The sequence below is a fragment of the Clostridium sp. C1 genome (genome assembly GCF_018223625.1).
In the GTDB taxonomy this organism is placed as follows: domain Bacteria; phylum Bacillota_I; class Bacilli_A; order Erysipelotrichales; family Coprobacillaceae; genus Allocoprobacillus.
On the sequence record NZ_CP073631.1, the window covers coordinates 823,433 to 845,602 of the forward strand.

The 22,170-nt window shown below is 29.0% G+C and carries 23 protein-coding genes and 1 pseudogene; 4 read left to right on the forward strand and 20 right to left on the reverse strand.

The annotated features are described in order from the left end of the window. Positions 1–662: 662 nt before the first annotated feature. Positions 663–845, reverse strand: coding sequence for a hypothetical protein (locus tag KEC48_RS04525; protein ID WP_211964667.1), 183 nt, complete (start codon positions 843–845; stop codon positions 663–665). Positions 846–909: 64 nt separating this feature from the next. After that, the gene (locus tag KEC48_RS04530) at positions 910–1,137 is read right to left on the reverse strand and encodes a hypothetical protein (RefSeq protein WP_211964669.1); all 228 of its coding nucleotides are present in this window, start codon (positions 1,135–1,137) and stop codon (positions 910–912) included. Positions 1,138–1,582: 445 nt separating this feature from the next. Here KEC48_RS04530 and KEC48_RS04535 point away from each other — a divergent pair, with 445 nt between their 5' ends. Next, entirely contained in the window at positions 1,583–2,023 is a 441-nt protein-coding gene (locus KEC48_RS04535; protein WP_211964671.1) for a helix-turn-helix transcriptional regulator, read from the forward strand. A gap of 6 nt (positions 2,024–2,029) precedes the next feature. On the opposite strand, the gene KEC48_RS04540 is transcribed toward KEC48_RS04535, so the two are convergent. After that, positions 2,030–2,692 (reverse strand): response regulator, encoded by a 663-nt coding sequence (locus tag KEC48_RS04540; RefSeq protein WP_211964673.1) that lies wholly within the window; start codon positions 2,690–2,692, stop codon positions 2,030–2,032. Positions 2,693–2,998: 306 nt separating this feature from the next. On the opposite strand from KEC48_RS04540, the gene KEC48_RS04545 reads away from it, so the two are divergent. Continuing rightward, positions 2,999–4,183: an IS110 family transposase gene (locus KEC48_RS04545; RefSeq protein ID WP_211963174.1), complete on the forward strand. Its 1,185-nt coding sequence runs from the start codon at positions 2,999–3,001 to the stop codon at positions 4,181–4,183. Positions 4,184–4,233: 50 nt separating this feature from the next. Here KEC48_RS04545 and KEC48_RS04550 read toward each other — a convergent pair whose 3' ends face one another. Further along, on the reverse strand, positions 4,234–4,893 hold the full coding sequence (locus KEC48_RS04550) for a hypothetical protein (protein ID WP_211964675.1): 660 nt from the start codon (positions 4,891–4,893) through the stop codon (positions 4,234–4,236). A gap of 190 nt (positions 4,894–5,083) precedes the next feature. On the opposite strand from KEC48_RS04550, the gene KEC48_RS04555 reads away from it, so the two are divergent. Next, positions 5,084–5,317, forward strand: a complete 234-nt coding sequence (locus KEC48_RS04555; RefSeq protein WP_138268521.1) for a helix-turn-helix transcriptional regulator — start codon at positions 5,084–5,086, stop codon at positions 5,315–5,317. Positions 5,318–5,537: 220 nt separating this feature from the next. Continuing rightward, a pseudogene (locus KEC48_RS04560) lies at positions 5,538–6,902 on the forward strand (IS1182 family transposase); the annotation flags it as partial. A gap of 215 nt (positions 6,903–7,117) precedes the next feature. On the opposite strand, the gene KEC48_RS04565 reads toward KEC48_RS04560, so the two are convergent. The 16 genes from KEC48_RS04565 to KEC48_RS04640 all read right to left on the reverse strand — a co-directional run bounded on the left by KEC48_RS04565 (position 7,118) and on the right by KEC48_RS04640 (position 22,004). Next, on the reverse strand, positions 7,118–7,627 hold the full coding sequence (locus KEC48_RS04565; protein ID WP_211964678.1) for a ClbS/DfsB family four-helix bundle protein: 510 nt from the start codon (positions 7,625–7,627) through the stop codon (positions 7,118–7,120). 21 nt (positions 7,628–7,648) lie between these two features. Beyond that, positions 7,649–8,125: an MGMT family protein gene (locus tag KEC48_RS04570; RefSeq protein WP_211964680.1), complete on the reverse strand. Its 477-nt coding sequence runs from the start codon at positions 8,123–8,125 to the stop codon at positions 7,649–7,651. A 115-nt stretch (positions 8,126–8,240) separates the two neighbouring features. Next, positions 8,241–8,474 (reverse strand): thioredoxin family protein, encoded by a 234-nt coding sequence (locus KEC48_RS04575; RefSeq protein WP_211964681.1) that lies wholly within the window; start codon positions 8,472–8,474, stop codon positions 8,241–8,243. A 22-nt stretch (positions 8,475–8,496) separates the two neighbouring features. Then, positions 8,497–9,528: a permease gene (locus KEC48_RS04580; protein WP_211964682.1), complete on the reverse strand. Its 1,032-nt coding sequence runs from the start codon at positions 9,526–9,528 to the stop codon at positions 8,497–8,499. Between the two features lie 86 nt (positions 9,529–9,614). Further along, complete coding sequence (locus KEC48_RS04585) at positions 9,615–9,920, reverse strand: metalloregulator ArsR/SmtB family transcription factor (RefSeq protein ID WP_211964683.1); 306 nt, start codon at positions 9,918–9,920, stop codon at positions 9,615–9,617. A 339-nt stretch (positions 9,921–10,259) separates the two neighbouring features. Further along, on the reverse strand, positions 10,260–11,867 hold the full coding sequence (locus KEC48_RS04590) for a hypothetical protein (RefSeq protein ID WP_211964684.1): 1,608 nt from the start codon (positions 11,865–11,867) through the stop codon (positions 10,260–10,262). A gap of 19 nt (positions 11,868–11,886) precedes the next feature. Continuing rightward, positions 11,887–14,220, reverse strand: a complete 2,334-nt coding sequence (locus KEC48_RS04595; protein WP_211964685.1) for a VirB4-like conjugal transfer ATPase, CD1110 family — start codon at positions 14,218–14,220, stop codon at positions 11,887–11,889. Further along, entirely contained in the window at positions 14,195–14,566 is a 372-nt protein-coding gene (locus KEC48_RS04600) for a PrgI family protein (protein WP_138268525.1), read from the reverse strand. Before KEC48_RS04600 ends, KEC48_RS04595 begins: the two co-directional genes overlap by 26 nt. 8 nt (positions 14,567–14,574) lie before the next feature. After that, entirely contained in the window at positions 14,575–15,765 is a 1,191-nt protein-coding gene (locus KEC48_RS04605; protein WP_211964686.1) for a hypothetical protein, read from the reverse strand. Between the two features lie 10 nt (positions 15,766–15,775). Continuing rightward, the gene (locus tag KEC48_RS04610; RefSeq protein WP_211964687.1) at positions 15,776–16,612 is read right to left on the reverse strand and encodes a hypothetical protein; all 837 of its coding nucleotides are present in this window, start codon (positions 16,610–16,612) and stop codon (positions 15,776–15,778) included. Between the two features lie 63 nt (positions 16,613–16,675). After that, entirely contained in the window at positions 16,676–17,011 is a 336-nt protein-coding gene (locus KEC48_RS04615; protein WP_138268534.1) for a glutamyl-tRNA amidotransferase, read from the reverse strand. A gap of 5 nt (positions 17,012–17,016) precedes the next feature. Next, positions 17,017–18,816, reverse strand: coding sequence for a VirD4-like conjugal transfer protein, CD1115 family (locus tag KEC48_RS04620; protein ID WP_211964689.1), 1,800 nt, complete (start codon positions 18,814–18,816; stop codon positions 17,017–17,019). Further along, positions 18,800–19,003, reverse strand: a complete 204-nt coding sequence (locus tag KEC48_RS04625) for a hypothetical protein (protein WP_138268536.1) — start codon at positions 19,001–19,003, stop codon at positions 18,800–18,802. The genes KEC48_RS04620 and KEC48_RS04625 overlap by 17 nt, the downstream gene beginning before the upstream one ends. Before the next feature lie 9 nt (positions 19,004–19,012). Then, on the reverse strand, positions 19,013–19,906 hold the full coding sequence (locus tag KEC48_RS04630; RefSeq protein WP_211964691.1) for an ArdC-like ssDNA-binding domain-containing protein: 894 nt from the start codon (positions 19,904–19,906) through the stop codon (positions 19,013–19,015). Between the two features lie 6 nt (positions 19,907–19,912). Continuing rightward, complete coding sequence (locus KEC48_RS04635; protein WP_211964693.1) at positions 19,913–20,677, reverse strand: PcfB family protein; 765 nt, start codon at positions 20,675–20,677, stop codon at positions 19,913–19,915. After that, complete coding sequence (locus KEC48_RS04640) at positions 20,661–22,004, reverse strand: relaxase/mobilization nuclease domain-containing protein (RefSeq protein WP_211964695.1); 1,344 nt, start codon at positions 22,002–22,004, stop codon at positions 20,661–20,663. Before KEC48_RS04640 ends, KEC48_RS04635 begins: the two co-directional genes overlap by 17 nt. Positions 22,005–22,170 lie beyond the last annotated feature (166 nt).

Consider the following 22,170-nt stretch of genomic DNA (forward strand, 5'->3'; position numbering starts at 1 on the left):
AATAATATTTTATAAGAACTATTGATGATTCGATCTAATATTGAGTATTTCACTAAAAAGATGACACCGTTTCACTCATTTGATGACGTCATCACACTAGTGTGATGATAAAATGTCACTATAGATTTGACCATAGTGGCATCTTTTTATTAATTCTTTTTTGTATTCTCCTTGATTTGTCACCCTTTATATGAATAGTATATGAAGACGATACTATTCTATCAAGTATGTGATTATTTCACAATCTGGTCTTGGCTGTAATTCTTCATTGTCATTTTTGTTTTTTGGGAAGATGGTATGAACAAATTCTTCGTTTGTCATTTTTGAAGCATCTTCCCAGGATAATCTGATACTGTCGGTTACAGCCTTGATTTTTCTGATAGTATTGCGAGATGTAGATAATAGTTTAGATATCTCATTTTGAGACATTCCTAATGATATATATCTAAAAATCTGCTTATACTTTTCTTCATATTCTTTTAAAACAAAAAACTCCTTTCGCTATAATATTTTTGTAGATTCGATGCCTATCTACAATTCAATATTACACCAAAAGGAGTATATATTATATGATTGGTCAACCTAATCGGAATGATTGGTCAGTTTTATCAGAATGGATGATCAACTTAAATCAGAATACTTGATCAGCTACGCCATAATAATCAGACTTCACCTGTTAATCGATCATACACATTCATGGTACTGCCACACCAGTCCACCATGACTCTATCACCAGGTTTGTGATTGATATGCATGGTCAATTTATGCTTCTTGACATAATCATTGTACAGCTTATTGAATTGAGTGCGATGATAATAGGGAAGTTTTGCATCGGTACATGACATAACGTATTCTTCCCATAATCCTTTCAGAGTTGTACTAGGCTTTAAAAGTTCCTTATGGACATATTCAAAATCTGGGACCTGCTGAACAGGAACATACTTTTTTTTCAGGAAACAGAAGTTCATCGAGAGAGCTATCATCCATCGTTTGAAACTGAACCCAGCTCAATCCAGTCTGATCAGCAGCTTTAAACACTTTACTAACAATATTACGTGATAAATGTAATGAGGAAGCAATCGACCTCTGGTTTTCGCCCTTAAATCTCCTTTCTAGAATTCTTTTGATTTCTAGCATAAAAAACACCTCCTATAAGTTTGCAAGGTAGATAAAAATATCTACAAATTAATATTACAACTTATAGAAGGTGTTTTCGATTGTTTAATTTTATTATCAAAATGGCTCTCATAGCGAAATAGGTGGCTCCGAAAAACGGACAGGGTGGCTCTCAACAGCGGTCAGCATGGCTCTGTTACACCGGAATATTCACCCCTGTTAGTTTTGCACTATAATCCTCCATATTTCCTCCTTTTTCACCCGTTAAATTAACAATAAAATTATATCATATATTCTTTTATTTGGAAAGCATTTGAAGAAAAATAAAATAAATATTCGCAAGAAAAACAATTATTTTTATGTTAAATTCGCAAATAGATATGTATAAGCAAAAAATATAATCTATTTCCCCTAGAAAAATAATATTTACCCAAGTTAATGGAATAATTATAATGGGTGAAGTTATATGATAATTAAAAATTTACGAGAAAGTAGAGAATTAATTGATAAAAAACAAAAAGATATAGCAAAATTGATGAAAGTTAATTTTACAACAGTATCTGGTTGGGAAACTGGAAAAGATACTATACCATTAAAAAGATTGATAGAATATGCAAATTATTTTAATTATAGTTTAGATTATTTATTCGGTTTGACTAGAACTAATGATACAAACTATCTTCCATTAACTATTAACCTTGATTTAATTGCCAAAAATTTAAAATTATTAAGAAAAAAACATAATCTTACTCAAGCAGATGTTGCTAAAAAAATAAATACCACTCAAGCCTCTTATGCTCATTATGAAAATGCTATCAATTTAATTCCTACTACATTTTTATATAACCTAACACTTATTTATTCTTCCTTTTCAATTGATGAATTATTAGGTAGAAAAAAGCAATAAGTCCTATTAAGATTTATTGCTTTTTTGTTTTTCTATTTTTATAAATTTTAAATCGTTGATTATTTTAGGGAATGTTTCTTTAACTTTTTCTTGCGTTAACAGTTTTGTAATATACTCATCAAATCCATAATACCCTACAAATGTATCTCTTTCATTTTCTGAAACTGTTAATACTATAACGGGAATATTAAATCCTTCTATTTCTTTTAGATGGTATAAAGTATTTGGACCGTCACAATGTCCTCTATCATAAATATTATTTGTAATAATTAAATCATATTTTTCTCCATCTTTAATTCTTTTTATAATTTCTATACCACTTTTAGCAATCGTTGTTTTTATTCCCATACTTTCTAAAATGTATATGGTGTTTGATATAGAACTTTTACTATAATCACCAACAAGAACATTTATTTCTTTATTTGGTTTATATTTTGTTTTTACTTTAATAATCGGAATAAAATCTTTTCTAACTTCTTTTTCCCACTCACCAACTTCATATCCGCTTTTTTCAATTTCTATATCTAGGGTATCAAAAAAAGTGTTTTTTTGTTTTGTATTATTATCTTCTTCATTATCTTTATTTTTTACATAATTGTGTAATTCATATATTAAATAAATTAAAAATAATACAATTAAAAATACTAATATAAATTTTTCCTCGCTCATCTAATTTTACCTGGTATATTATAATTGACTCATTTATCAGTCATTAAAATATACCTTTTCCTTTCTATCAACTTTATTAATACGTAGTTGATGACGTTTAGGTTTATATGTAAAATTGAAATATGTGTTTGTGGATTTGTATTTTTCCGTGTGGCTTTGACTACTTCAAGGAGGTTTGGACCACTCACTTATTCCTCAATAACGATGAGTTAGATGAGTCTTTGAATTCGCATTTTGAACCAGGTTTTATGGTCTAAGTGTTGTGGGTACCACTTCACATGAAATTTATTTGAAAGGATGGTTTTTATGAAATTAGTTGGTATTGATATTGGAAAGCACAAGCATTTCGTCAGTATCGTTGACAAGTTGACTGGTGAAATTATTCTTCAGCCTGTCGCTTTCTCTAATAATGCTCAGGGTTTTGAATTCCTTATCTCTCAGATCGCTCTCTATCCTGTTGATAGCGTTCTTATCGGTATGGAAGATACTGGTCATTATCATTTCGCTTTATTGCGCTTTCTTTTACAGAAGAACTACAGCGTCGCTTTGATCAATCCTAAAACTACCGATCTCAATCGTAGAATGGATGGTGGCATCACTAAAAACGATAAACTTGATACTCTTAATATATGCGATATATTAAGCTCAAACAAACTCAAGAAACCTTATCGTTTGACGTCATCTAAGAAATTTGACCTTTATGAACAGAAGCAGCTGACTAGGTTGCATCATTCCCTCAAGGAACAGATTAATGTTCTTTCCAATCGTCTGCAGAAATGCATAGATCTTGTTTTCCCTGAATATAACGCACTTTTTAAATCCAAGTATGGAAAAGTCTATATGTCTATTCTTAAACAGTTTGGCAGTGCAAAGGCCATTGCACAGGCTGACATCAGAACTTTACGCAAATGCTTTGATATTACCGGCAGAGGCAATCGCATTTCTCTGACTGCTGAAAAGCTAAAGGAAAGTGCAAAAACATCTGTTGGCATTTCTTCGTTGGCAGATGAAATGCAGATCAAGCATTTGATAGCTCATATCGAACTGCTTAATGATCAGCTCAAAGAAATAGATAAAAAAATAGAAGAGTTTTCCACTGACTTAAACTCTCCTATCATCTCCGTACCAGGAATTTCGCATTTCTCTGGTACATCAATTCTAGCAGAATATGGAGATATTTTCAACTATTCTAAGCCTTCAAAGATAATAAAGGCAGCGGGTGTCGCCCCATTTCACTACGAATCAAGTCAGTACGAAGCCAAGCATAGTGCCATAACCAAGCAGGGATCGAGCTATTTAAGAAAGACGTTATATCAGGTCATTGTGCCAGTCATCAGGTTCAACAAGGTCTTCAAGGATTACTACGACCTTAAACGCTCACAGGGAAAAAGTCATCGCTGTGCGCAGGGACATTGCATCAGGAAGCTGTTGAGAGTCATCTATCATCTGGTAACGACAAATCAGCAGTTTGATGCATCGTTACTGAGATAGAAAGAAAATGAAACCGTATTCAAAAAAGTCTATTCCATAGGCTGTTTTCGTCATGCCCAAAAACACAAATCGTATTCACATTTCAAAGATCTTACATATTGATGAGCTACCATAATCAAATCATTTAACATTTTCAAACTTTTTTCATCAAATGACTTGAATTTTATATAGTTAGCTCCTATAAATTTATTTAAATTTACTTTATATTTTTCTTTTAAAATTTCTTTTGTTTTTTTATATATTTCACTTTTTAGACATAAACATTCGTATTGATAATCAGATCCAGATGTAATAGAATCAAACAAATCTTTATCTTTAACTTCCCAAAGTTCTTGTAAATAATAATTTTCATAGCATTCATAAGCAAAAAGTGATGCAAATGCTTCTACTATACTTTGCTTTCTATTTTTCTTTACTAATTGCATATTTTCATATAATCTTTTAATTTCTTTATAATCTGAACTTGAAAGTAAAAATTCATTAAAATTAGGATTATCAAGTATGTTATAACTTTTTAATTCATCTCCTCCATCTTTTGAACTAGAAGGGAGTCTTTTTATTATTGCCTTAAAACAATTATTTTTTTCCTTTTTTATAAATAATTCTATACACCATATATTTTCATCAATTCCAATTATGTAGCCGTCTTTTTTATTAGTCACATCTTTCTTATCAATTATAAAACTTTCTTTTCCGTCCGTTATTGTCACAATGTCACTCCTCTATATTATTCTATTTTCCCAAGTAATTGGTTAAAAAAACACAGTACACCTAATAAATAATGTACTGCCTTCATTGTGTTTATATTATAGCACCTTATTTTTTAAAAGTCAACGGCTATCCGTGAATAATTTCGCCGGTTTTCCGTTAAAATATTACTGAAGAAATGAGGTGTGTGATATGTTATTCAAAGAAGCAGTAAGTAAAAGAATATATGAATTATGTAATACTTACAACTATACTCCTAACAAATTGGCTGAATTATCTGCTGTCGCACCATCTACTTTACAAGATATGTTAGCATTAAAAGTTAATAAACCAAATGCTTATGTTATTTATCAAATATGCAAAACATTAAAAATTAAATTATATGATTTTTTTAATAGCGACCTTTTTGATAATTTAGAAGATTAAAAGACTATTCAATGTATGAATAGTCTCAGGCTGTTGACAAAGTAAAAAGTCAACAGCTTTTAGTTTTCAAATAGAAAAATATATGGTATTATATCTATTGTCGTGGATGACTTCGTTCCAAATATGCAAATTTTGAGGCTCCACGACTTTTTATTTTACCACTATATCATGAAAATATGGTATAATGTAAATGCATATTTGGAGGTAAAATATTATGGCAATGACATGTTTAAACAATCGAAAAAATGACAGCTTGATTTTGAGTACTATAGATGAATTAGTACCATTGGATCACAAGGTAAGAGAGCTTGAAGAAGCTATTGACTGGAATTTCATATATCCTCTCGTTAGACCTTTATATAGTTCTTTTGGCAGACCAAGTATTGACCCGGTGGTACTTTTTAAAATGCTTTTTATCAACTTTGCATTTGGTATTCATTCCATGAGAAGAACATGTGAAGAAACAAAGGTGAACCTTGCCTACAGATGGTTTTTAGGGTTGTCCATTGATGATGAGGTTCCAAACTACTCAACATGGTCACAGAACTACATCAGAAGATATGGAGATTCTGAAGTTTTCGATGAGATTTTCAAAAAAATTATTGAAGAAGCCATCGCATATGATTTTGTGGATCTTGATACGGTATTTGGAGATGGAACACATCGAAAGGCCAATGCCAATAATAGAAAACATGAAAATAAGGCTGTAGAAATAGTAAAGAAATACTATGACGATGAACTTCTGGAGGAAATCAACAAGGATAGAAAAGCCCATGAGAAAAAGCCAATAAAGGAAACAAAGGATATAGAACTTGCATATGACGAAGAAACAGGTGAACTCATTGAAGGAAAAGGAACAAAATCAATAAAGGTAAGCAAGACAGATCCGGAAAGCGGATGCTTTCATAAGGGAGAAAAACAGAAATGCTTTGCATATACAAATCTAACATTCTGTGATAGACACGGATTTGTACTGCATAATACAGTGGCACCAGGCAATCAGCACGATAGTGTTGTTTTTCATGATGCATATAGAAAGCTGTTGAACACCTATGGAGATTTAATACATAACATCAGTTTAGATGCAGGATTCATGACACCAGCAATATGTCGAGAAATCATAGAAGATGGAATCAGAGCATATATGCCATATAAAAGACCCATGACAAAAAAAGGATACTTCAAGAAATATGAATATGTCTATGATGAAAAGTTGGATATTTATATATGCCCCAATAACAAGGATTTGAAATATACTACAACAAACAGATCAGGATACAGGGAATACAAATCAAATCCAAAGGACTGTGAAGGATGTCCATTTTTAGAGAAATGTACACAGAGCAAAAATCATCAGAAGGTCATCACAAGACATGTATGGGAGGAATATAGAGAAATAGCAGATGAGAACAGATATACACCAGAATGGAAAGATATCTATCCACTAAGAAAAGAGACGATAGAAAGAGTCTATGCAGATTGCAAAGAAAAGCATGGACTAAGATTCACAAGATTAAAAGGACTAAAGAAAAATCAACAGGAATCGTTGATTATTTTTGGCTGCCATAATTTAGGCAAATTAGCGAGAATGAAGAAAAGGAAAGGACTCATAAATATTCCTTCACCCAATAAAAAAGAAGGAAATATAAGGAAAACAATACAAATTTATCAATTTTCATAAAAAAATAAAAGAAGTGGTAGATTTAATAAAAAATTCTACCACTTTGTCAACAGTCTGAGACTATTCAATGTATGAATAGTCTTCTTTATATATTTTAATAAATAAATTGTAATTTGTTTTTATTTATTATTCTTTTTCCATTTTCTAATTCTACCTCTAAAATTTTTGAAATTAGCAATAGTATTTAGATGTATTAATCTACATACACTAAATTCTTTACCATTTGTTTTCGCCCAATTTCTTTTTCCAGTTTCTAATAATTCTACATCAGATAAGTTATTTACTAGTTGGATAATATTATCAACATTTTGATTAAAAGTATTAATTAACTCTTTTAAAGAATAGTCATTATATTTATCATAAAAACTTTGATATAACCAGTCTAAATTATTCCATTTCCACTCGGTAGCAAGTGGTGTTTTTTGAATGCCTTTTTGTTCTTCATTTTCCCAAGCTAAAACTAAATCCATCCAACCTATGCAAAATGATAACATTTGAAAAGGAGTATATCCAATTTCATCATCAACTATATTTATAGATGATTCTTCTATATCCGAATATTCTTTAATAAACAAATCAGCATTATTTTTAATTGATTCTACCAATTCTAATTTATTACTGTATTTCATAATTCCTCCATTAAATTTGAATTATAATTCTATTAAACTATTTTCAAAATCTTTAACATAGTATTTTATATTTTTTGTTCCTTTTGAAATGATAGTATGTCCTTCTTCTTCAAGTAATCTTTTTTGTAGTTCTATTGCTTCAGGATATTTTACATTTAACTCTCCATCTGATTTTAATGTTCGCCAATAAGGTGTAATATCAGTATCTCTTTGATAACTAGCCCAAGCAACTATATTTACAAATATTCCTGCTGTCATTGGATCAGTAAAATCTGCATTATTTTGTTTTGCGAGATAATCTCTCATTTGACTTACTGTAACTAATTTTCCTTTTGAAACTTTTTTCATAAGTGTATCATAATAAAGTGGTGGTGCAAAAAACATTTTAGTTCCACCATATTTTTTAATAGTCTTTTCATCTTCTACAATTTGAATTTTAGGCATATCTTTATTGTTTTTCATCATAGCATTAAAATCCTTTTTGTTTTCATTAGCCATACTATCAACTCACTTTCAATTACTATATTTCTTACTAAATTAAATTGTAATTTCTCGAGATGATTATAACATAAAAGCAAGTAATTATAAAACTACTTGCTAAAATTTATTATGATTATTTTTGTAACAATTTCTTTATTTCATCTTTTTTTGGTATTCTTCCTTGAACAACTACTTGCTCATCAATAACTAATGCTGGTGTTCTCATAACTCCATATTCCATAATTTTTGCCATATCTTCTATTTTTTCAATAGTAGCCTCGATTCCTAATTCTTTTACACTTTCTTGTGTTGCTTCATATAATTTTCCACAATTACAACAACCCATTCCTAATATTTTAATATTCATTATAAATTCCTCACTTTCTATTTTAAATAATTAAAAATCCAAATATATTAAATACATATCCTATCAAAATAATTCCTACTGATATTATTCCAACAAATATTCCCAATAGTTTATTTTTCATTACTTGCTTTAACATTACTATTGATGGAATTGATAAGGCTGTAACACCCATCATAAATGTAAGCACAGTTCCTATCCCTGTTCCCTTTAGCACTAATGCTTCAGCTATTGGCATTGTTCCAAATATATCTGCATACATTGGTATTCCTACTATCGCTGCTAAAATTGGTGCAAATATATTTCCATTTCCTAAAATGGTTTCAACCATTGTTTGTGGAATCCAGTTATGGATAAATGCTCCAATTCCTACACCTAATAATACATATTTCCATACCTTTACAAAGATATTTTTTACTTGTTCTTTAGCATATTGTATTCTTTCTTTTTTTGTAGGCTCAACCTCTTGCGTTTCTCCAACTTTCATATCAAATACATAGTCTTGTATGTATTTTTCTAATTTTAGTTTTCCTATTAACATTCCACCTATTATAGCAAGTAAAACTCCTACAACTACATATACTATTGCTACTTTCCAACCAAACATAGATACTAAAAGTACAGTAGATGCCAAATCAACGAATGGAGATGATATTAAAAAACTAACTGTTACTTCCATTGGAAGTCCTGCTTTTACAAAACTAATAAATATTGGAATACTAGAACAACTACAAAATGGTGTTACCGTTCCAAGTAATGCTCCTAATGTTGCACCCTTTATGCCTTTTAATTTACTTAATAGTCTTTTTGTTTTTTCTGGTGTAAATTTGCTTTCAATGTAGGAAAATATGAAAATTAGAACTGATAGCAATGCTATGATTTTTATTGAATCATATATAAAGAATTGTAAACTACCTCCAATTTTTCCCCATATATCTGTATCATTGATTGGTAATCTAAAAATATTATTAACAATCCAAGCAATTAAATCAGAAAGCCAAGTCATTTTTAGAAAAACATCATTCAAAATGCTAAAAAATTGTGATACATACTGCATACAAAAACTCCTTTCCTATAAATATCTATATAGACAAGTGTCAATATACTATTTTAAAATATAACACCTTTAATAAGGTGTATATCTTATTTTTTGCAAATACAATCTTTTTTATCATTTGAAATGAATTGTAAAAATTCGATTATTTCTTTCATTTTTTTATCATTTAATTTATAATACATCCAATTTGCTTCTTTTCTTGATGTTACTATTCCACTATCTGATAATACTTTTAAATGATGTGATAATGTTGGCTGTGTTATATTAAATTTTTCCAATATTTTGCATACACACATTTCTCCACAAGAAAGCATATCTATTATTTGTAATCTATTAGAATCTGATAATACTTTAAATATTTCAGCTTTTTCTACATATTTTTGTTTCTCCATTTTTACACTTCCTTTCAATTTCAGTATATTGATAACTGTCTATATACTATTATATGCAAAAACTAAAAAAATGCAACCCTTTTTTGAAAACTTTTAATTTTCTGTTGCATTTTTTATTGGAGTCGCCCTACAAATTACTATTTGTTAGTCATTTTTTATATAAATAATTATACCATTTTTATTTAAAAATTTCTATCTTTTATAAAAAATATATAAATATGTATAAAGGTTACTTCTTAATTTTAGAAATAACCTTTTTTGTTTTTATTAATAATAATACAAACCCTAAAAATAATTTAATCAAACCTAATACCATTACTCTGCCTTAAAATAATTAAATTATGAAGTCTTGCTAACTTCATAAGCATTCCACATTATAGTTTGACTAGAAGCCGGATCAACTATCATTACATTTATTGAATCAACTCCAGTTACTGCAACCCAATGCTGATTACCGGGAGTTGCTCCCTTTACTTCTGTCGTAATAAAATATCCTTGATTAAAATATTGTGTTATTAAGGCTAATTTTTCACTTCGTGTTTTTCCTCTTAAATTGACATTTCCAACATAACTAAATCCTGGAACTGCCTTATTGACTGCTACATATTGAAGATTACCTCCACTATCAAATCCATTATTTTTATTTAATGCTTCTACAAATGTGCCAGGATTAAACGGGCTTATTGTAGTATTAGCACCTGACTTTTCAATAAGAATTGCTATTGAAGTAACCAAGCACCCTATCTTACCTATTGTACTATTAGTGTTACCTATTTTTATATTAGCCCAACTAGGATCTGTTTGCCTCCAATTAACATATTCCCCAGAATTATTTACTCCATAAATTACTCCACTCCACAAATTAGCATATTTATCACTTGATAATTCTGCTAATTGTTTATTTTGTGCTGCATTAAAATTGTATTGTAATTTCATATCTTCTACTGTTTTAGAAGTTATTTTTATGTGCAAAACTTTCTTTTGTACCTCTTTCGGCTCTTCATTAACATTTACACCTTGTTCTATTACTTTTTCAACTTTTACCTCAGAAGATAGACTATTCATATCCCAAAATATTTTTTTAAGAATACTTTTTTTGTTATTGTCCATTGTGACAACATCAGTTGCATTTAGTCCATTTGATTGTTTAACCGTATAAATAAGTAATATATCTTTCCAAGAAGCCATACTACCATCTAAAACATAATCTTCGTGTGGATTTGTATCTTGGATTGATTGGATTTTATCTGCAAACTCTTGATTACACTCTGCAACTACTTCATTCATAGTTACTGCATTAGCACTTGTTTTCTGATTAGAAAAAAATATTCCAAATATAGAATTAACTAATAATCCAACCAAACAAATAACTACTATTATTATTATTGCAACCCACCCTCCTGCAATTAATGCAGTAATTAAAGCCTTTGTTCCTGCAATTATTGCCTTTATTGCTGAAATAGTTGCTTTTGTTGCAATTCTAATACCTTGAGCAGTCTTTCTTGCAGATTCTCTCGCTAATTTTACTGCTCTTTGACTATTTTTTAATGCTTCTTGTGCTGTTTTCTTTGTGTTTTTTGCAACTTGTTTACTTGTTTTTATTGTATTTTTAGTATTTTTAATAGTAGATTTAACATTGCCTTTTTTCATTTTCTCTTTAAAGGCTTTAATCTTTACTTTTGCCTTTTGATAATTTTCTTTTGTTTTCATCAAGGACTTTTGCCCTTGCTTATTAAGTTGATGAATACCCTCATCAACCGTTCTATTAGTTGCAAACTTAATTTTATTACTAGCATATTCTACACTATTAATATCATCACTTACACTTTCTTCGGCTTTTTCTTTTGTTCTTACAATGGCATCTTTAAATCTTTCTGTTTGAATTGCTGCTTTGTTTAGTGTTTTTATACCTTTTTGGGCTACATCTTTGACTTTAATATTTGCCAAGATAAACACCTCCTATTCTCTAATTACCTTCTCCAGGTTTAGTTGTCATTAATTTATACAATTTAGTATTCGTAGGAAATTTATTTATAAATGGAACAAGTGAACTACCTACTTTTAATAATCCTTGCCCTGCACCTACATTTGTTATATATCCCATCTGTAAATCAGATATATTTAATAATTTAGCAAGTTCCAATCTATCTGTACTTGCTTGATTAAGCATAACTATAAACTCTGAATTTGCTAACATTGTTCTAGCAGTATGACTTTGTAGTAAATCATCTACATTTTGTGTAATTCCGGTACAATATGCACCATATTTACGAACTCTTTTCCATAAAGTAAATAAGAAATTAGCAGAGTATTCGTGTTGGAATAACAAATATATTTCATCAATAAAAATAAAGGTATTTCTACCTTTACTTCTGTTCATAGTTATTCTATTTAAAATACTATCAAGAACTACTAACATACCAATAGGAAGTAATTGCTTTCCTAAATCCAAAATATCATAACATAGTAATCTATTATTTGTATCTACATTTGTATTTTTAGCAAAAGTATTTAAACTTCCATCAGTGAACAATTCAATAGCAAGTGCAATTTCTTTTGCTTCTGGCTCATTTTGTTTTAAAAGTTCTTCTCTAAAATCCTGTAATGTCGGAGGTGTTCCTTGATAATTTCCTTGTTGAAAATGTCTATAAACAGAAGCCGTACATCTGTCTATAATAGATTTCTGTTTTGGACCTAAATTACTTCCTCCAATAAGTTGCTCACATAAAGACAATATAAACTCTGATTTTAATATTACAGGATTTGCACCATCTCCATACTCACTATTCAAATCCATTGCATTAATGTGATTATTACTTGTTGCTGATATATGGATTACTTCTCCACCTAAAGCATTTATTAATTGTGAATATTCTCTTTCTGGATCAATGATTATGACATCTGCATTTGGATCACGTAAAATTACAGATACTATTTCATTTTTCCCTGTAAAAGATTTACCACTACCAGAAACTCCAAGTATAAATGAATTACCATTTAGTAATTGTCTTCTATCAGCAATAATCATATTTTTACTTATAACATTTTGTCCATAATAAATACCATTTTCGTGATTTATTTCTTGAACTCGAAAAGGCATAAATACTGCAAGCGATTCGGTAGTAAGAGTTCTTAAAGTATCAATTTTTCTTACTCCAAAAGGCATTGCAGTATTTAATCCGTCCATTTGTTGATATTTTAATATAGAGAATTGACATAAGTGTTTCCTTGCAGTAGTTAATAAACTTTCTGTATCATTATCTAATTGTTCTTTACTATCAGCAGTATGCACCATAGTTAAAACACATATAAACATTCTTTGGTCACGAGTAGTCAAATCATCTAAAAATTCTTTTGATTCTATTCGTTGTTGTTCCATATCGTATGGTATAACAGCACTAAAATTGTTATTAGAATTTTGTCTTCGTTGCCAATTAGTAATATTTGTTTCTACTCCTAATCTTCTATTTTCTACCTCTCTTACGGCTTCATCCATAGGAACAGGGATTACATCAATACTCATCATCATATTTCTATTTAAGTCAGTTAGTTCTGCTACCATATTGTCTTTAATATAACTTGCATATTCTTTTAAGAATATAACTCTGCCATATTTGTTTCCCATCTTAAAATAATCTTTTTCAAATTCAAAATTATCTGGACATATAAAATCTTTAAAACTATGTCCTTTTCTCATATTTTGTATCATATCAAAAGTAAAAGAATTTTCCTCGCCTTGTCTATAAAAATCGTGTATCAAACGAAGTCTATCTTGTGCTTCTAATTCAATACATTTTGAACCTAATTGTGAAAAATGATTTATCAAATCAGCACTAATTCTTGTAAAATAGTTTCTTGCTTCTTCTACACTTTTTTTATTAACAGATATTGTTAAAAACTTTTCTTGGGTAATTCCATTTGCTCCTGTTGCTTTATCTAAAAGCATCCTGTTATATTCTTTTCTATATTCATCTAATTTATCTTCTACTAATGGAAGTAATATATTTTTTTCAAAATCAACTTTATTTAATCTTCTATTTAATATAGTTATTTTTGTAGTGGCTCCTGTATCAAATGAATTAAGCAATTCTGAATATTCTAAAAACATACCCTCTTTGTCACTTCTACTTGCCACTGCATAATTTATATCTGTAAAACGATAACATTTTGAATATTTATTTTTTCCTACTTGAAATATACCATCTTGCCATATTCTTGTAATTGGAATAACATCTTGCACACCTTTTGGAACTATAAATGCTTCCTTGTCTTGCTTAAATAGTGTTTTTAATGTCTTCATTCTTTAAATCCTCCTTTTCTAACTTATCTTTTAATAATTCATAATAAAAATTAACTGGTTTAAAAGTTAATTTTTTTGGTATTAAAAATTCTGATTTTATATATGCATATATGAACTTCTCTGCCGGCATTCCATTATAAGTAATAAAACCTATTGCAGCGAACGGACTTGCTCCTAAAATACATACCCAAGATAAAGTTTCTATACCAAAATTATTTTTTAACAAAAAATAAAGTAATACTGCTACTCCACAAGCAAGTATAGAAAAAACGAACTGTCTTAATGACAGTCCGAAAAATATACTTTCTGTGTAATTTCGTATTTCTCTATTTATTTTAACTTCCATACTATTACCTACCTTTCTTTATCTTTTTTATTTTGTATAAATGTGTCTGCAAGATTTCCACCAGATATTACTTCTTTAAAATCTTCTTTTGCTTTTTTTAAATCATTATCATAGTAATAGCCATAAGCCCAATCTATTTTATTGTCTGTAATTTTATAATAAAAAGCGATTACATATTCTTTATTATCCTCACTTTTTCTTTCAACTAAAGCAACAGGCTCATTTCTTCTATAACCAACATCAAGAACAATAGCATTTTCTAATTCTCTTGTTTTTTTAGAATCCATACTAACTCCCGTAAACTTTGCATATTCTTCTTTAATTTTGTCTTTATTTTCAATTACCCATTCTTCAAGCATTTCATAGGCTGAATACTTTTCATTCCTATATTGTTCACTTTTTAAGAACTCTCCTGCAACCATACTACAAAAATCATAACTTATATCATTTTCTGGTGTTGATGATTTTGAAAGCATATCGTTTAATAAATCATAACCTAAAACAAAAGTAAAATAGGATTTCTCACTTTCTACAACTGATTTATCAACATAAAATTCATCAATATAATCTCTTACATTTTGTTTTAATCCTATTGTTTTTAAAGATACAGTTTCTATTTCTTCTCCGTTAATATAATCTTGTTGATTTTCGTAAATATGCACCAAATTCTCGTTGTCATTATCAAGATTTTTATCATCTGCCTCTATGACATATCCTTTATATTCCATAGTTTTATATAATGGTATTCCTTCAAAATATTTCATAACATCAGGTGTATCAAATCCTGTTTTATTATCCAAATATTCCTTTGTTATTCCATTATCTGCACAATATTGCAAATATTTTTGAACTCCATCTTTATATTCAATATCATTTGGATATAATTCATTGATAGAATTCCAAATACTATAATGAACATTGTCTGTCATATAAATAATTTTTTTACCTTCTTCTAAATAATTATAAATATAATTATCAAAGTTGTAATCCCATTCTGGAACATTTACATATCCACCTGTATATTCTTTTGAATATGGCGTAAATTCTATTGCTTCATCTACACCATCACTTGCTAATATATAAGTTTCTTTTTTTTCTGAATCAATTAATATATAATCAATTTTCTTATTTTGATGTTCCATTGATTCCATTAAAAAAGTTTCAATATTTTCTTTTATTTTTTGTATTCTTTCGTCCATTTGACACCTCCTATAATCCCATCATTTCACGAACGACTCTATCTGATAATTTTATTGTTCCTACAAGCACTAACATATTAAAGACTAACTCTCCAATATATTTCCATACTTGAGTAACTGCTGCTGCATTTGCGTCAACCACTGGTGGCGAACTTGCAAACAGTGAAAATATAATACAAGAAAGAACAATAATTGCTCCCTCTAAACAAACAGCACAGTAAGACTTAATAAAACTTTTACCAACGCTTTGTGTAGACTCACCTGCAAATGTTGATAATGGTATTGGTGCTATCGCAGTATATAAATATAATTTAAAGAATCTACCATATACTGTTAATATCATTATGAAAGATAATACTGTTATAAATAGACCACCTATCAGTGTTACTGCCCATAATGGAATAGACTCAAAAAAGCCACAATCTTCAACTGCTGTTATTATTGTTTGTGGCAATGTTGTGCTTGTAGTTCCTCCTAAACCAGAAGCAGTAATTATAGTTGAAATTACACCTTGAACTATTTTGAATAATGAAAGCATTAAATCAAGTCCATAAGTTACAACTATTTTTGCTATTGCAAATCTAATAAATAGTTTTAATGCGTGTTCTGGCTTTTTTACTTCTGCAAACGAGCCACAAGTCTTCATAACACCTACTACAAAAAACAATACTAATAACGCAAGACCAATCGCTTGTAATGCTCCGTGAATATTCAGAATTACTTGCCATATAGTCCCACCTTTAAAAGTTTCCGGAGTTTGTGTCACTAATTGCCATATTTCACTTAATTTTGAATTCCAAGTATCTAGTGCATTTTGTAAATTTTGCACTACCCAATTATCACTCAATAACAACACCTCCTTGTATAAATAAGATGAGGGCAAGTAATAATACTCGCCCTTTGATAATTGTTATCCTGCAATCATATTTAATATTTCTTTTGCAAATGTGATTATTATTCCACCTGCAACAGTCAAAAATCCATTTGCTCTTTGACTTGGATCGTGACTCTTTAAAGATAATCCTACTTGAACTATACCAAACCCAAGCAAAATCATTCCTATCGCTCTAATTAATCCAAAAATAAAATCAGATAAATTATTAACAACTGACATTGGATCATCGGCTGCTAAAACATTCATACTTGTTCCAATAGTTAGAGCAAATATACATACACCTAAAACATAGGCTTTAAATATTTTTTTAACTTTATTACTCATTTTTAAACTTTCTTTTTTCTTTTTCATTATTTCTAATCTCCTTTTCTTTTAAAAAAATCTTCTATTTCTTCAGAAGTAATTAATTCATATTGTTCTGTTATTTCTTCAGTTTCATCAAAAGTATAATTATCTAAATTATCATCAATAATAATTGAAGCAATAGCATTTTCAGTTCCTCCGTGTAAATAAGGTTTTTCTTTTCCATCAGTAGTAAATGCAACATTTGGATGTTTTAAAATATCGTATTTAAAATCCATAATCGGTCTTTCGCCTCTAATAAATAAAATTGCATACTTATTATCAAGTAACCTTACTTCATCAGGAGTAAGTAATTCTCTACCACTAATCTGATAATTAGTTGAGTAATTTCCACCTCTACCACTACTTTTGCCATAAGTATTGGTATCAATAGTTTCTTTACCTAATAACTCTGATACATATTTGTGCGTTGATTGTTCATTTCCACCAAGATACAAAAATTCATCACAATTTCCAACTATACTTTCCCATTGCTTTTCAAATAATGCTTTTAATTGTGCTAAATTTTGTAAAATAATTGATACTGATACTTCTCTTGAACGCATAACTGATAAAATTTTATCAAAGTCATCTGGCAAACTTACATTAGCAAACTCATCCATAACAAAATGGACGTGTACTGGAAGACTACCTCCATATTTGTGGTCTGCTAAAAAAAACAACTGCTGAAACAGTTGTGTGTATAAAATACTAACTAAAAAATTAAAACTTGTATCATTATCAGGAATCAAAGCAAATAATGCAGTTTTCTTTTCTCCTAAAGATGGTAAATCTAATTCATCTGTTGCAGTTAATGAAGCAAGACTTTCAAGATTAAATTTCTCTAATCTTGCTGCAAGTGTAATCTGAATAGATTTAAGCGTTTTTGCAGAGCCACTATGATAATCTCTATAATATTTAACTGCTATATGCTCTGGCTCTCTTTCTTCTAATCTATTAAATAATACATCAAGAGGACTAACATAACTATCATCATCTTCGTGTACTTCTCCTGCTCTTAACAATTCCATAACCATAGGGAAATTTTGTTCTTCTTCTGGTGCTTCATATTTCAAATAAAATACCAATGCTAATAACAACATACTTGCAGCAGTATCCCAAAAAGGATCGTTGCTCTGGCTTCCTTTCGGTGTTGTTGATTTAAAAAGATTCGTTACTAATTTTTGAACATCGTTATCATCTTTTAAATAGACAAAAGGATTATAGCAATGGCTTTTTTCCATATTTATTAAATCTAAAAATTTTACTTCATATCCTTTTTTCTTTAATAATGAACCAACATCTCTTGCTATCTCTCCTTTTGGATCAAGAATAACCATAGAAGTATTACATTGCATAACATTTGGCTTACAATAAAATCTTGTTTTCCCTGCACCACTACCTCCACAGACTAAAACATTTAGATTTCTTCTATGTTTTTTACCATTTAATCCTATTACTACATTTTGTGTTAATATTTTATTATTTTCTATTGGGGTTTGCTTGTATTTTTTATTTATTTCGGTTGCATTACCCCATTTTGCAGAGCCGTGTTCTTCTCTCCTACGATAATTTTTTTTAGTAGATATATATAGTGTAATTGCCATTGCATAAACAACAATAAACACTAGAATGACTTTTAAAGAATCATCACACCAAGTAAAATGAAAAGGATTACCTATAATATTGGAAAAATCCTTTATTATTTGTGGTAATCCTCCATTTACTGATGGTGCTATCAAAATTCCTAACCATATCGTAGGTATCAATCCAATACAATAAACCCACTTTGGATAGTTAGAATCTGTATTCATCTCTCCTCAAACACCTTGTGAGAACTTTTTTTTTAACTGGGGCATCTATTGCTCTTAATAAAACTTCATCTACATATTCTGTATCTTTGCCCTCTTGAATCAATTTATTTCTAAATGCATTTAAAGCATTGATAAGAATACCTAGTTCATATTTATCAAGTTCTAAAACTTTAATTTCCTCTTTCATAAATTCCTCCTATCTTTCGTGTTCCTTATTTTTTTGAGTTTTAGAAATTGTTTCAAAATAAGCACTCATTCTTGTATTTATATCTTCCATAACACTACGCATAGAAGTCAATTCATTTCTTACTTCACTAGAACTCATATTTTTAAATGAATCTGGAATTGAAATGTTTATATTGGATACATCAATTCCATATTTTTTACAAAGCATATAGGCTGTAGAATTACACTTAAAGTTATCTAATTCTAAACTACCACTTTCTTCAAGTCCTACTCTTGTTAATTCTCTGGCTAATTGTTTAAATATTTCTGGTGTTTCTCCACCTCTTTGAACATACAATGCATTATCACTTTTATTCCATTCTACAACACTGTTATTACCATTTTGAATATCATCTACTGCTTTTATATCAACAGGACAATCTCTTAATAATGCAGTTAATTTAACTTTGTCATCATAATTAATTAATTTTGGTTTTTGATTAGAAGTTGTTTGAGAAATATCAAACATCTTTTTAACATTATAGGAAATTCCAGAAGTACCATCTGCTCTTGTAAAAGAATCTCCTGGCTCTAATATTTTAATTCCATTTTCGCCTTTTTTTATAAAAGCACCTGCTTCTTTCCAATCATTAAATTCTTTTAATTGTGTTGCAGTAGGAAGTGTTGCAGTAATTACGAGTGCATTGCCAACAGAGTATTTATCTAATCTGCCTTGAACATCTAAATACTGTTTATATTTATTAACATCTGATTTAATTTCATTTGCCATTTTATCCATTAAATCGTATACTTCTTGTCTTTCTTGTTGTTTTTTTTCTATCCAAGCATTTTTATCAAATGGCTTTTTATTTTGAGTAGTTTTACTACCATTGGCTTTTGCCATTATTTCATCCAAATCATTCATATTTTATTACCCTCTTTCTTTTGATTTTTTCTTTTTTGATTTTGGTTGTTTATGTTTAGTTGTCTTATTTTTTTCAGTTTTTTCATTTTTAAGTTCAGACTTATCTAAATCTCTTTCTTTCTTCTGTTCTTCTTTAATTGATTTTATTTCTTCTCTAACAGAAGGTTTATCAGATTTAGTACCCTTGTCTAACTTGTTTTTGTTGTTTAAGGTAGGCTCTAACGGAGGGTTTTTTTCCGTTTTTGCCAATTGGGGGTTTGACATTTCATTTTCCTCCTTATTAATTGGTTTAGATAAAATGTCATCTACAAGTCTTTCTTCTACACTTTTTATAACAACTCCCTTGTCTTTGCTATCTTTTGTCTTTTGAATTTCACTTTTAATAGAAGCCTTATCATAAGTAGAAAGATTAAATCTATCAACAATACGATTTATTTTACTTGCATCTTCTGCACGTACCATAATATCTACCATACCATCTACACTTTTACCTTTACTCTTTAAAGCACAGAATAATACTCCATATCTTTTGGCTTCTTCAGTAAACTTTTTTAAATCTTCTTCTTTTACAGTAAATACTTTAAGTTCTTTCCCAGATTTAAGCATATTAGTAAGTCTTGTTTTTCCCTTTGTTTGTTGTTTGTCTTTTAATATTGCCACTAATAATGCTGCAATATTTTTTGCACCACTTCCACTTAATCTTACTGCTACTTCAAATCCTTGCAAACTCATTCTTACAATAGATTCAGCAGCGTCACCTGATGTGTTCATTTTTTTCTACCTCCTTTACTTTTATATTTTCATCAGATAATTCTTGAAGATTTTTTTCTATCTTCTTACTTCTTTCTAATATATCTTTACATAGCACCACCTCCTTTCGTAATGGAGTAATTTCTTTATTTAATTCATTAATTTGTTCCCTTATTTCATCTTTTTCTTGTTTAGATTTTGATTTTTTATGTTTGTACCAAAGTTTACTTCTTTGATCCATCAAATCATTAAGTTGTTTTTCCTTTTCTTCTTTAAACAAAAAAAACTGCTCATCAGTTTTTAAATTATTTCTGACAAGCAGTTTAGTTTCATTTGATATATCTTCCATCTTCCTAACATCAGCACGAATAGCAGGAGATAATTTTTGATAAGGATATTTTTTTGGAAAAACTTTTAAGAGATAACAATAATGAATATATAAAGCATAAAATCCCTTTGGTTTTCGCTTTTTATAATAATTAGCATTAATCTTTTTATTAATTCCATATTCTTCAACAAATGGAACTTTCTTAATGTGTTCTTCAATTCTTTGCGTAATCCTTTCAATAGAATATTCACTACCAAAATATCTTTCAATACGAATATTTTTTTTATATGGACTTCTTTTTATACTTAATTTATTGGCTCTATAAATAAGTTCATAATCCATTGCTTTCATTAGATCTTCAAAGTCATAATAAGAAGTAGCCATACCTATTGCTCTATCTAAATCTTCTTTTGCAATAGAATAATAATTAACTTTATTATTTAAATCTTTTTGATAATTAGCAAAATTTATTTTACTATTTCTACAGGGCTTTTCTTGTATAACTGATAATCCATATTCTTCACACAACGAATCAGATAATCTTCTTAATTCTGCATAAGTTTCTCTTTTATCATAATATCTTTTTCCATCTTTAAACGATACAGAATTTATAACAAAGTGATTATGATAATGATTTGTATTAATATGTGTACTAACAACAACTTCAAATCTATCTCCCCACATTTCTTCAGCAAGTCTTACTCCAATAGCGTGACATTGTTCTGGTGTAACTTCTCCCTCTGCAAAAGATTGAAATGCGTGAAATCCAAGTATTCCATCTGTTTTTCCATATTGTTCTTTTGTAATACTCATTTCTTCAAGTGCTGTTTTAGGACTACAATTAATTCCTGATACAAAAAGTTGTTCCTCTGTTTTATAATCTGATTCTACATATTCAATCACATTGTGTAAATCGTAATAATTATTATTTTCATTATGTTTTGTCTTTTCTACATTTGTAGTATAATCTAATACATTATCTAATCTTTTTTCTATTTTCCATATACCTGTTGTTGCCATAATCACTCCTTTATTATATATATTTTTCTATGATAAATAAGTATATCACATACTTTATTATCTTCTTCAAAAACTCTATATCTGTGTCCCCAGAAATTAATCCAAAGTTTTCTTAATTTTTTCATTTTACCTCCCATAAAAAAAGAGCCTATCATTTCTGATAAGC

Bases quoted from the DNA above. Each gene is read 5' to 3' on its own strand.
- KEC48_RS04585 (WP_211964683.1), bottom strand. From the start codon at position 9,920: ATGGAGAAACAAAAATATGTAGAAAAAGCTGAAATATTTAAAGTATTA.
- KEC48_RS04600 (WP_138268525.1), bottom strand. From the start codon at position 14,566: ATGGAAGTTAAAATAAATAGAGAAATACGAAATTACACAGAAAGTATA.
- KEC48_RS04605 (WP_211964686.1), bottom strand. From the start codon at position 15,765: ATGGACGAAAGAATACAAAAAATAAAAGAAAATATTGAAACTTTTTTA.
- KEC48_RS04625 (WP_138268536.1), bottom strand. From the start codon at position 19,003: ATGAAAGAGGAAATTAAAGTTTTAGAACTTGATAAATATGAACTAGGT.
- KEC48_RS04535 (WP_211964671.1), top strand. From the start codon at position 1,583: ATGATAATTAAAAATTTACGAGAAAGTAGAGAATTAATTGATAAAAAA.
- KEC48_RS04555 (WP_138268521.1), top strand. From the start codon at position 5,084: ATGTTATTCAAAGAAGCAGTAAGTAAAAGAATATATGAATTATGTAAT.
- KEC48_RS04540 (WP_211964673.1), bottom strand. From the start codon at position 2,692: ATGAGCGAGGAAAAATTTATATTAGTATTTTTAATTGTATTATTTTTA.
- KEC48_RS04615 (WP_138268534.1), bottom strand. From the start codon at position 17,011: ATGAAAAAGAAAAAAGAAAGTTTAAAAATGAGTAATAAAGTTAAAAAA.
- KEC48_RS04565 (WP_211964678.1), bottom strand. From the start codon at position 7,627: ATGAAATACAGTAATAAATTAGAATTGGTAGAATCAATTAAAAATAAT.
- KEC48_RS04635 (WP_211964693.1), bottom strand. From the start codon at position 20,677: ATGAACACATCAGGTGACGCTGCTGAATCTATTGTAAGAATGAGTTTG.
- KEC48_RS04570 (WP_211964680.1), bottom strand. From the start codon at position 8,125: ATGGCTAATGAAAACAAAAAGGATTTTAATGCTATGATGAAAAACAAT.
- KEC48_RS04575 (WP_211964681.1), bottom strand. From the start codon at position 8,474: ATGAATATTAAAATATTAGGAATGGGTTGTTGTAATTGTGGAAAATTA.
- KEC48_RS04530 (WP_211964669.1), bottom strand. From the start codon at position 1,137: ATGCTAGAAATCAAAAGAATTCTAGAAAGGAGATTTAAGGGCGAAAAC.
- KEC48_RS04640 (WP_211964695.1), bottom strand. From the start codon at position 22,004: ATGGCAACAACAGGTATATGGAAAATAGAAAAAAGATTAGATAATGTA.
- KEC48_RS04525 (WP_211964667.1), bottom strand. From the start codon at position 845: ATGTCATGTACCGATGCAAAACTTCCCTATTATCATCGCACTCAATTC.
- KEC48_RS04595 (WP_211964685.1), bottom strand. From the start codon at position 14,220: ATGAAGACATTAAAAACACTATTTAAGCAAGACAAGGAAGCATTTATA.
- KEC48_RS04630 (WP_211964691.1), bottom strand. From the start codon at position 19,906: ATGAATGATTTGGATGAAATAATGGCAAAAGCCAATGGTAGTAAAACT.
- KEC48_RS04545 (WP_211963174.1), top strand. From the start codon at position 2,999: ATGAAATTAGTTGGTATTGATATTGGAAAGCACAAGCATTTCGTCAGT.
- KEC48_RS04620 (WP_211964689.1), bottom strand. From the start codon at position 18,816: ATGAATACAGATTCTAACTATCCAAAGTGGGTTTATTGTATTGGATTG.
- KEC48_RS04580 (WP_211964682.1), bottom strand. From the start codon at position 9,528: ATGCAGTATGTATCACAATTTTTTAGCATTTTGAATGATGTTTTTCTA.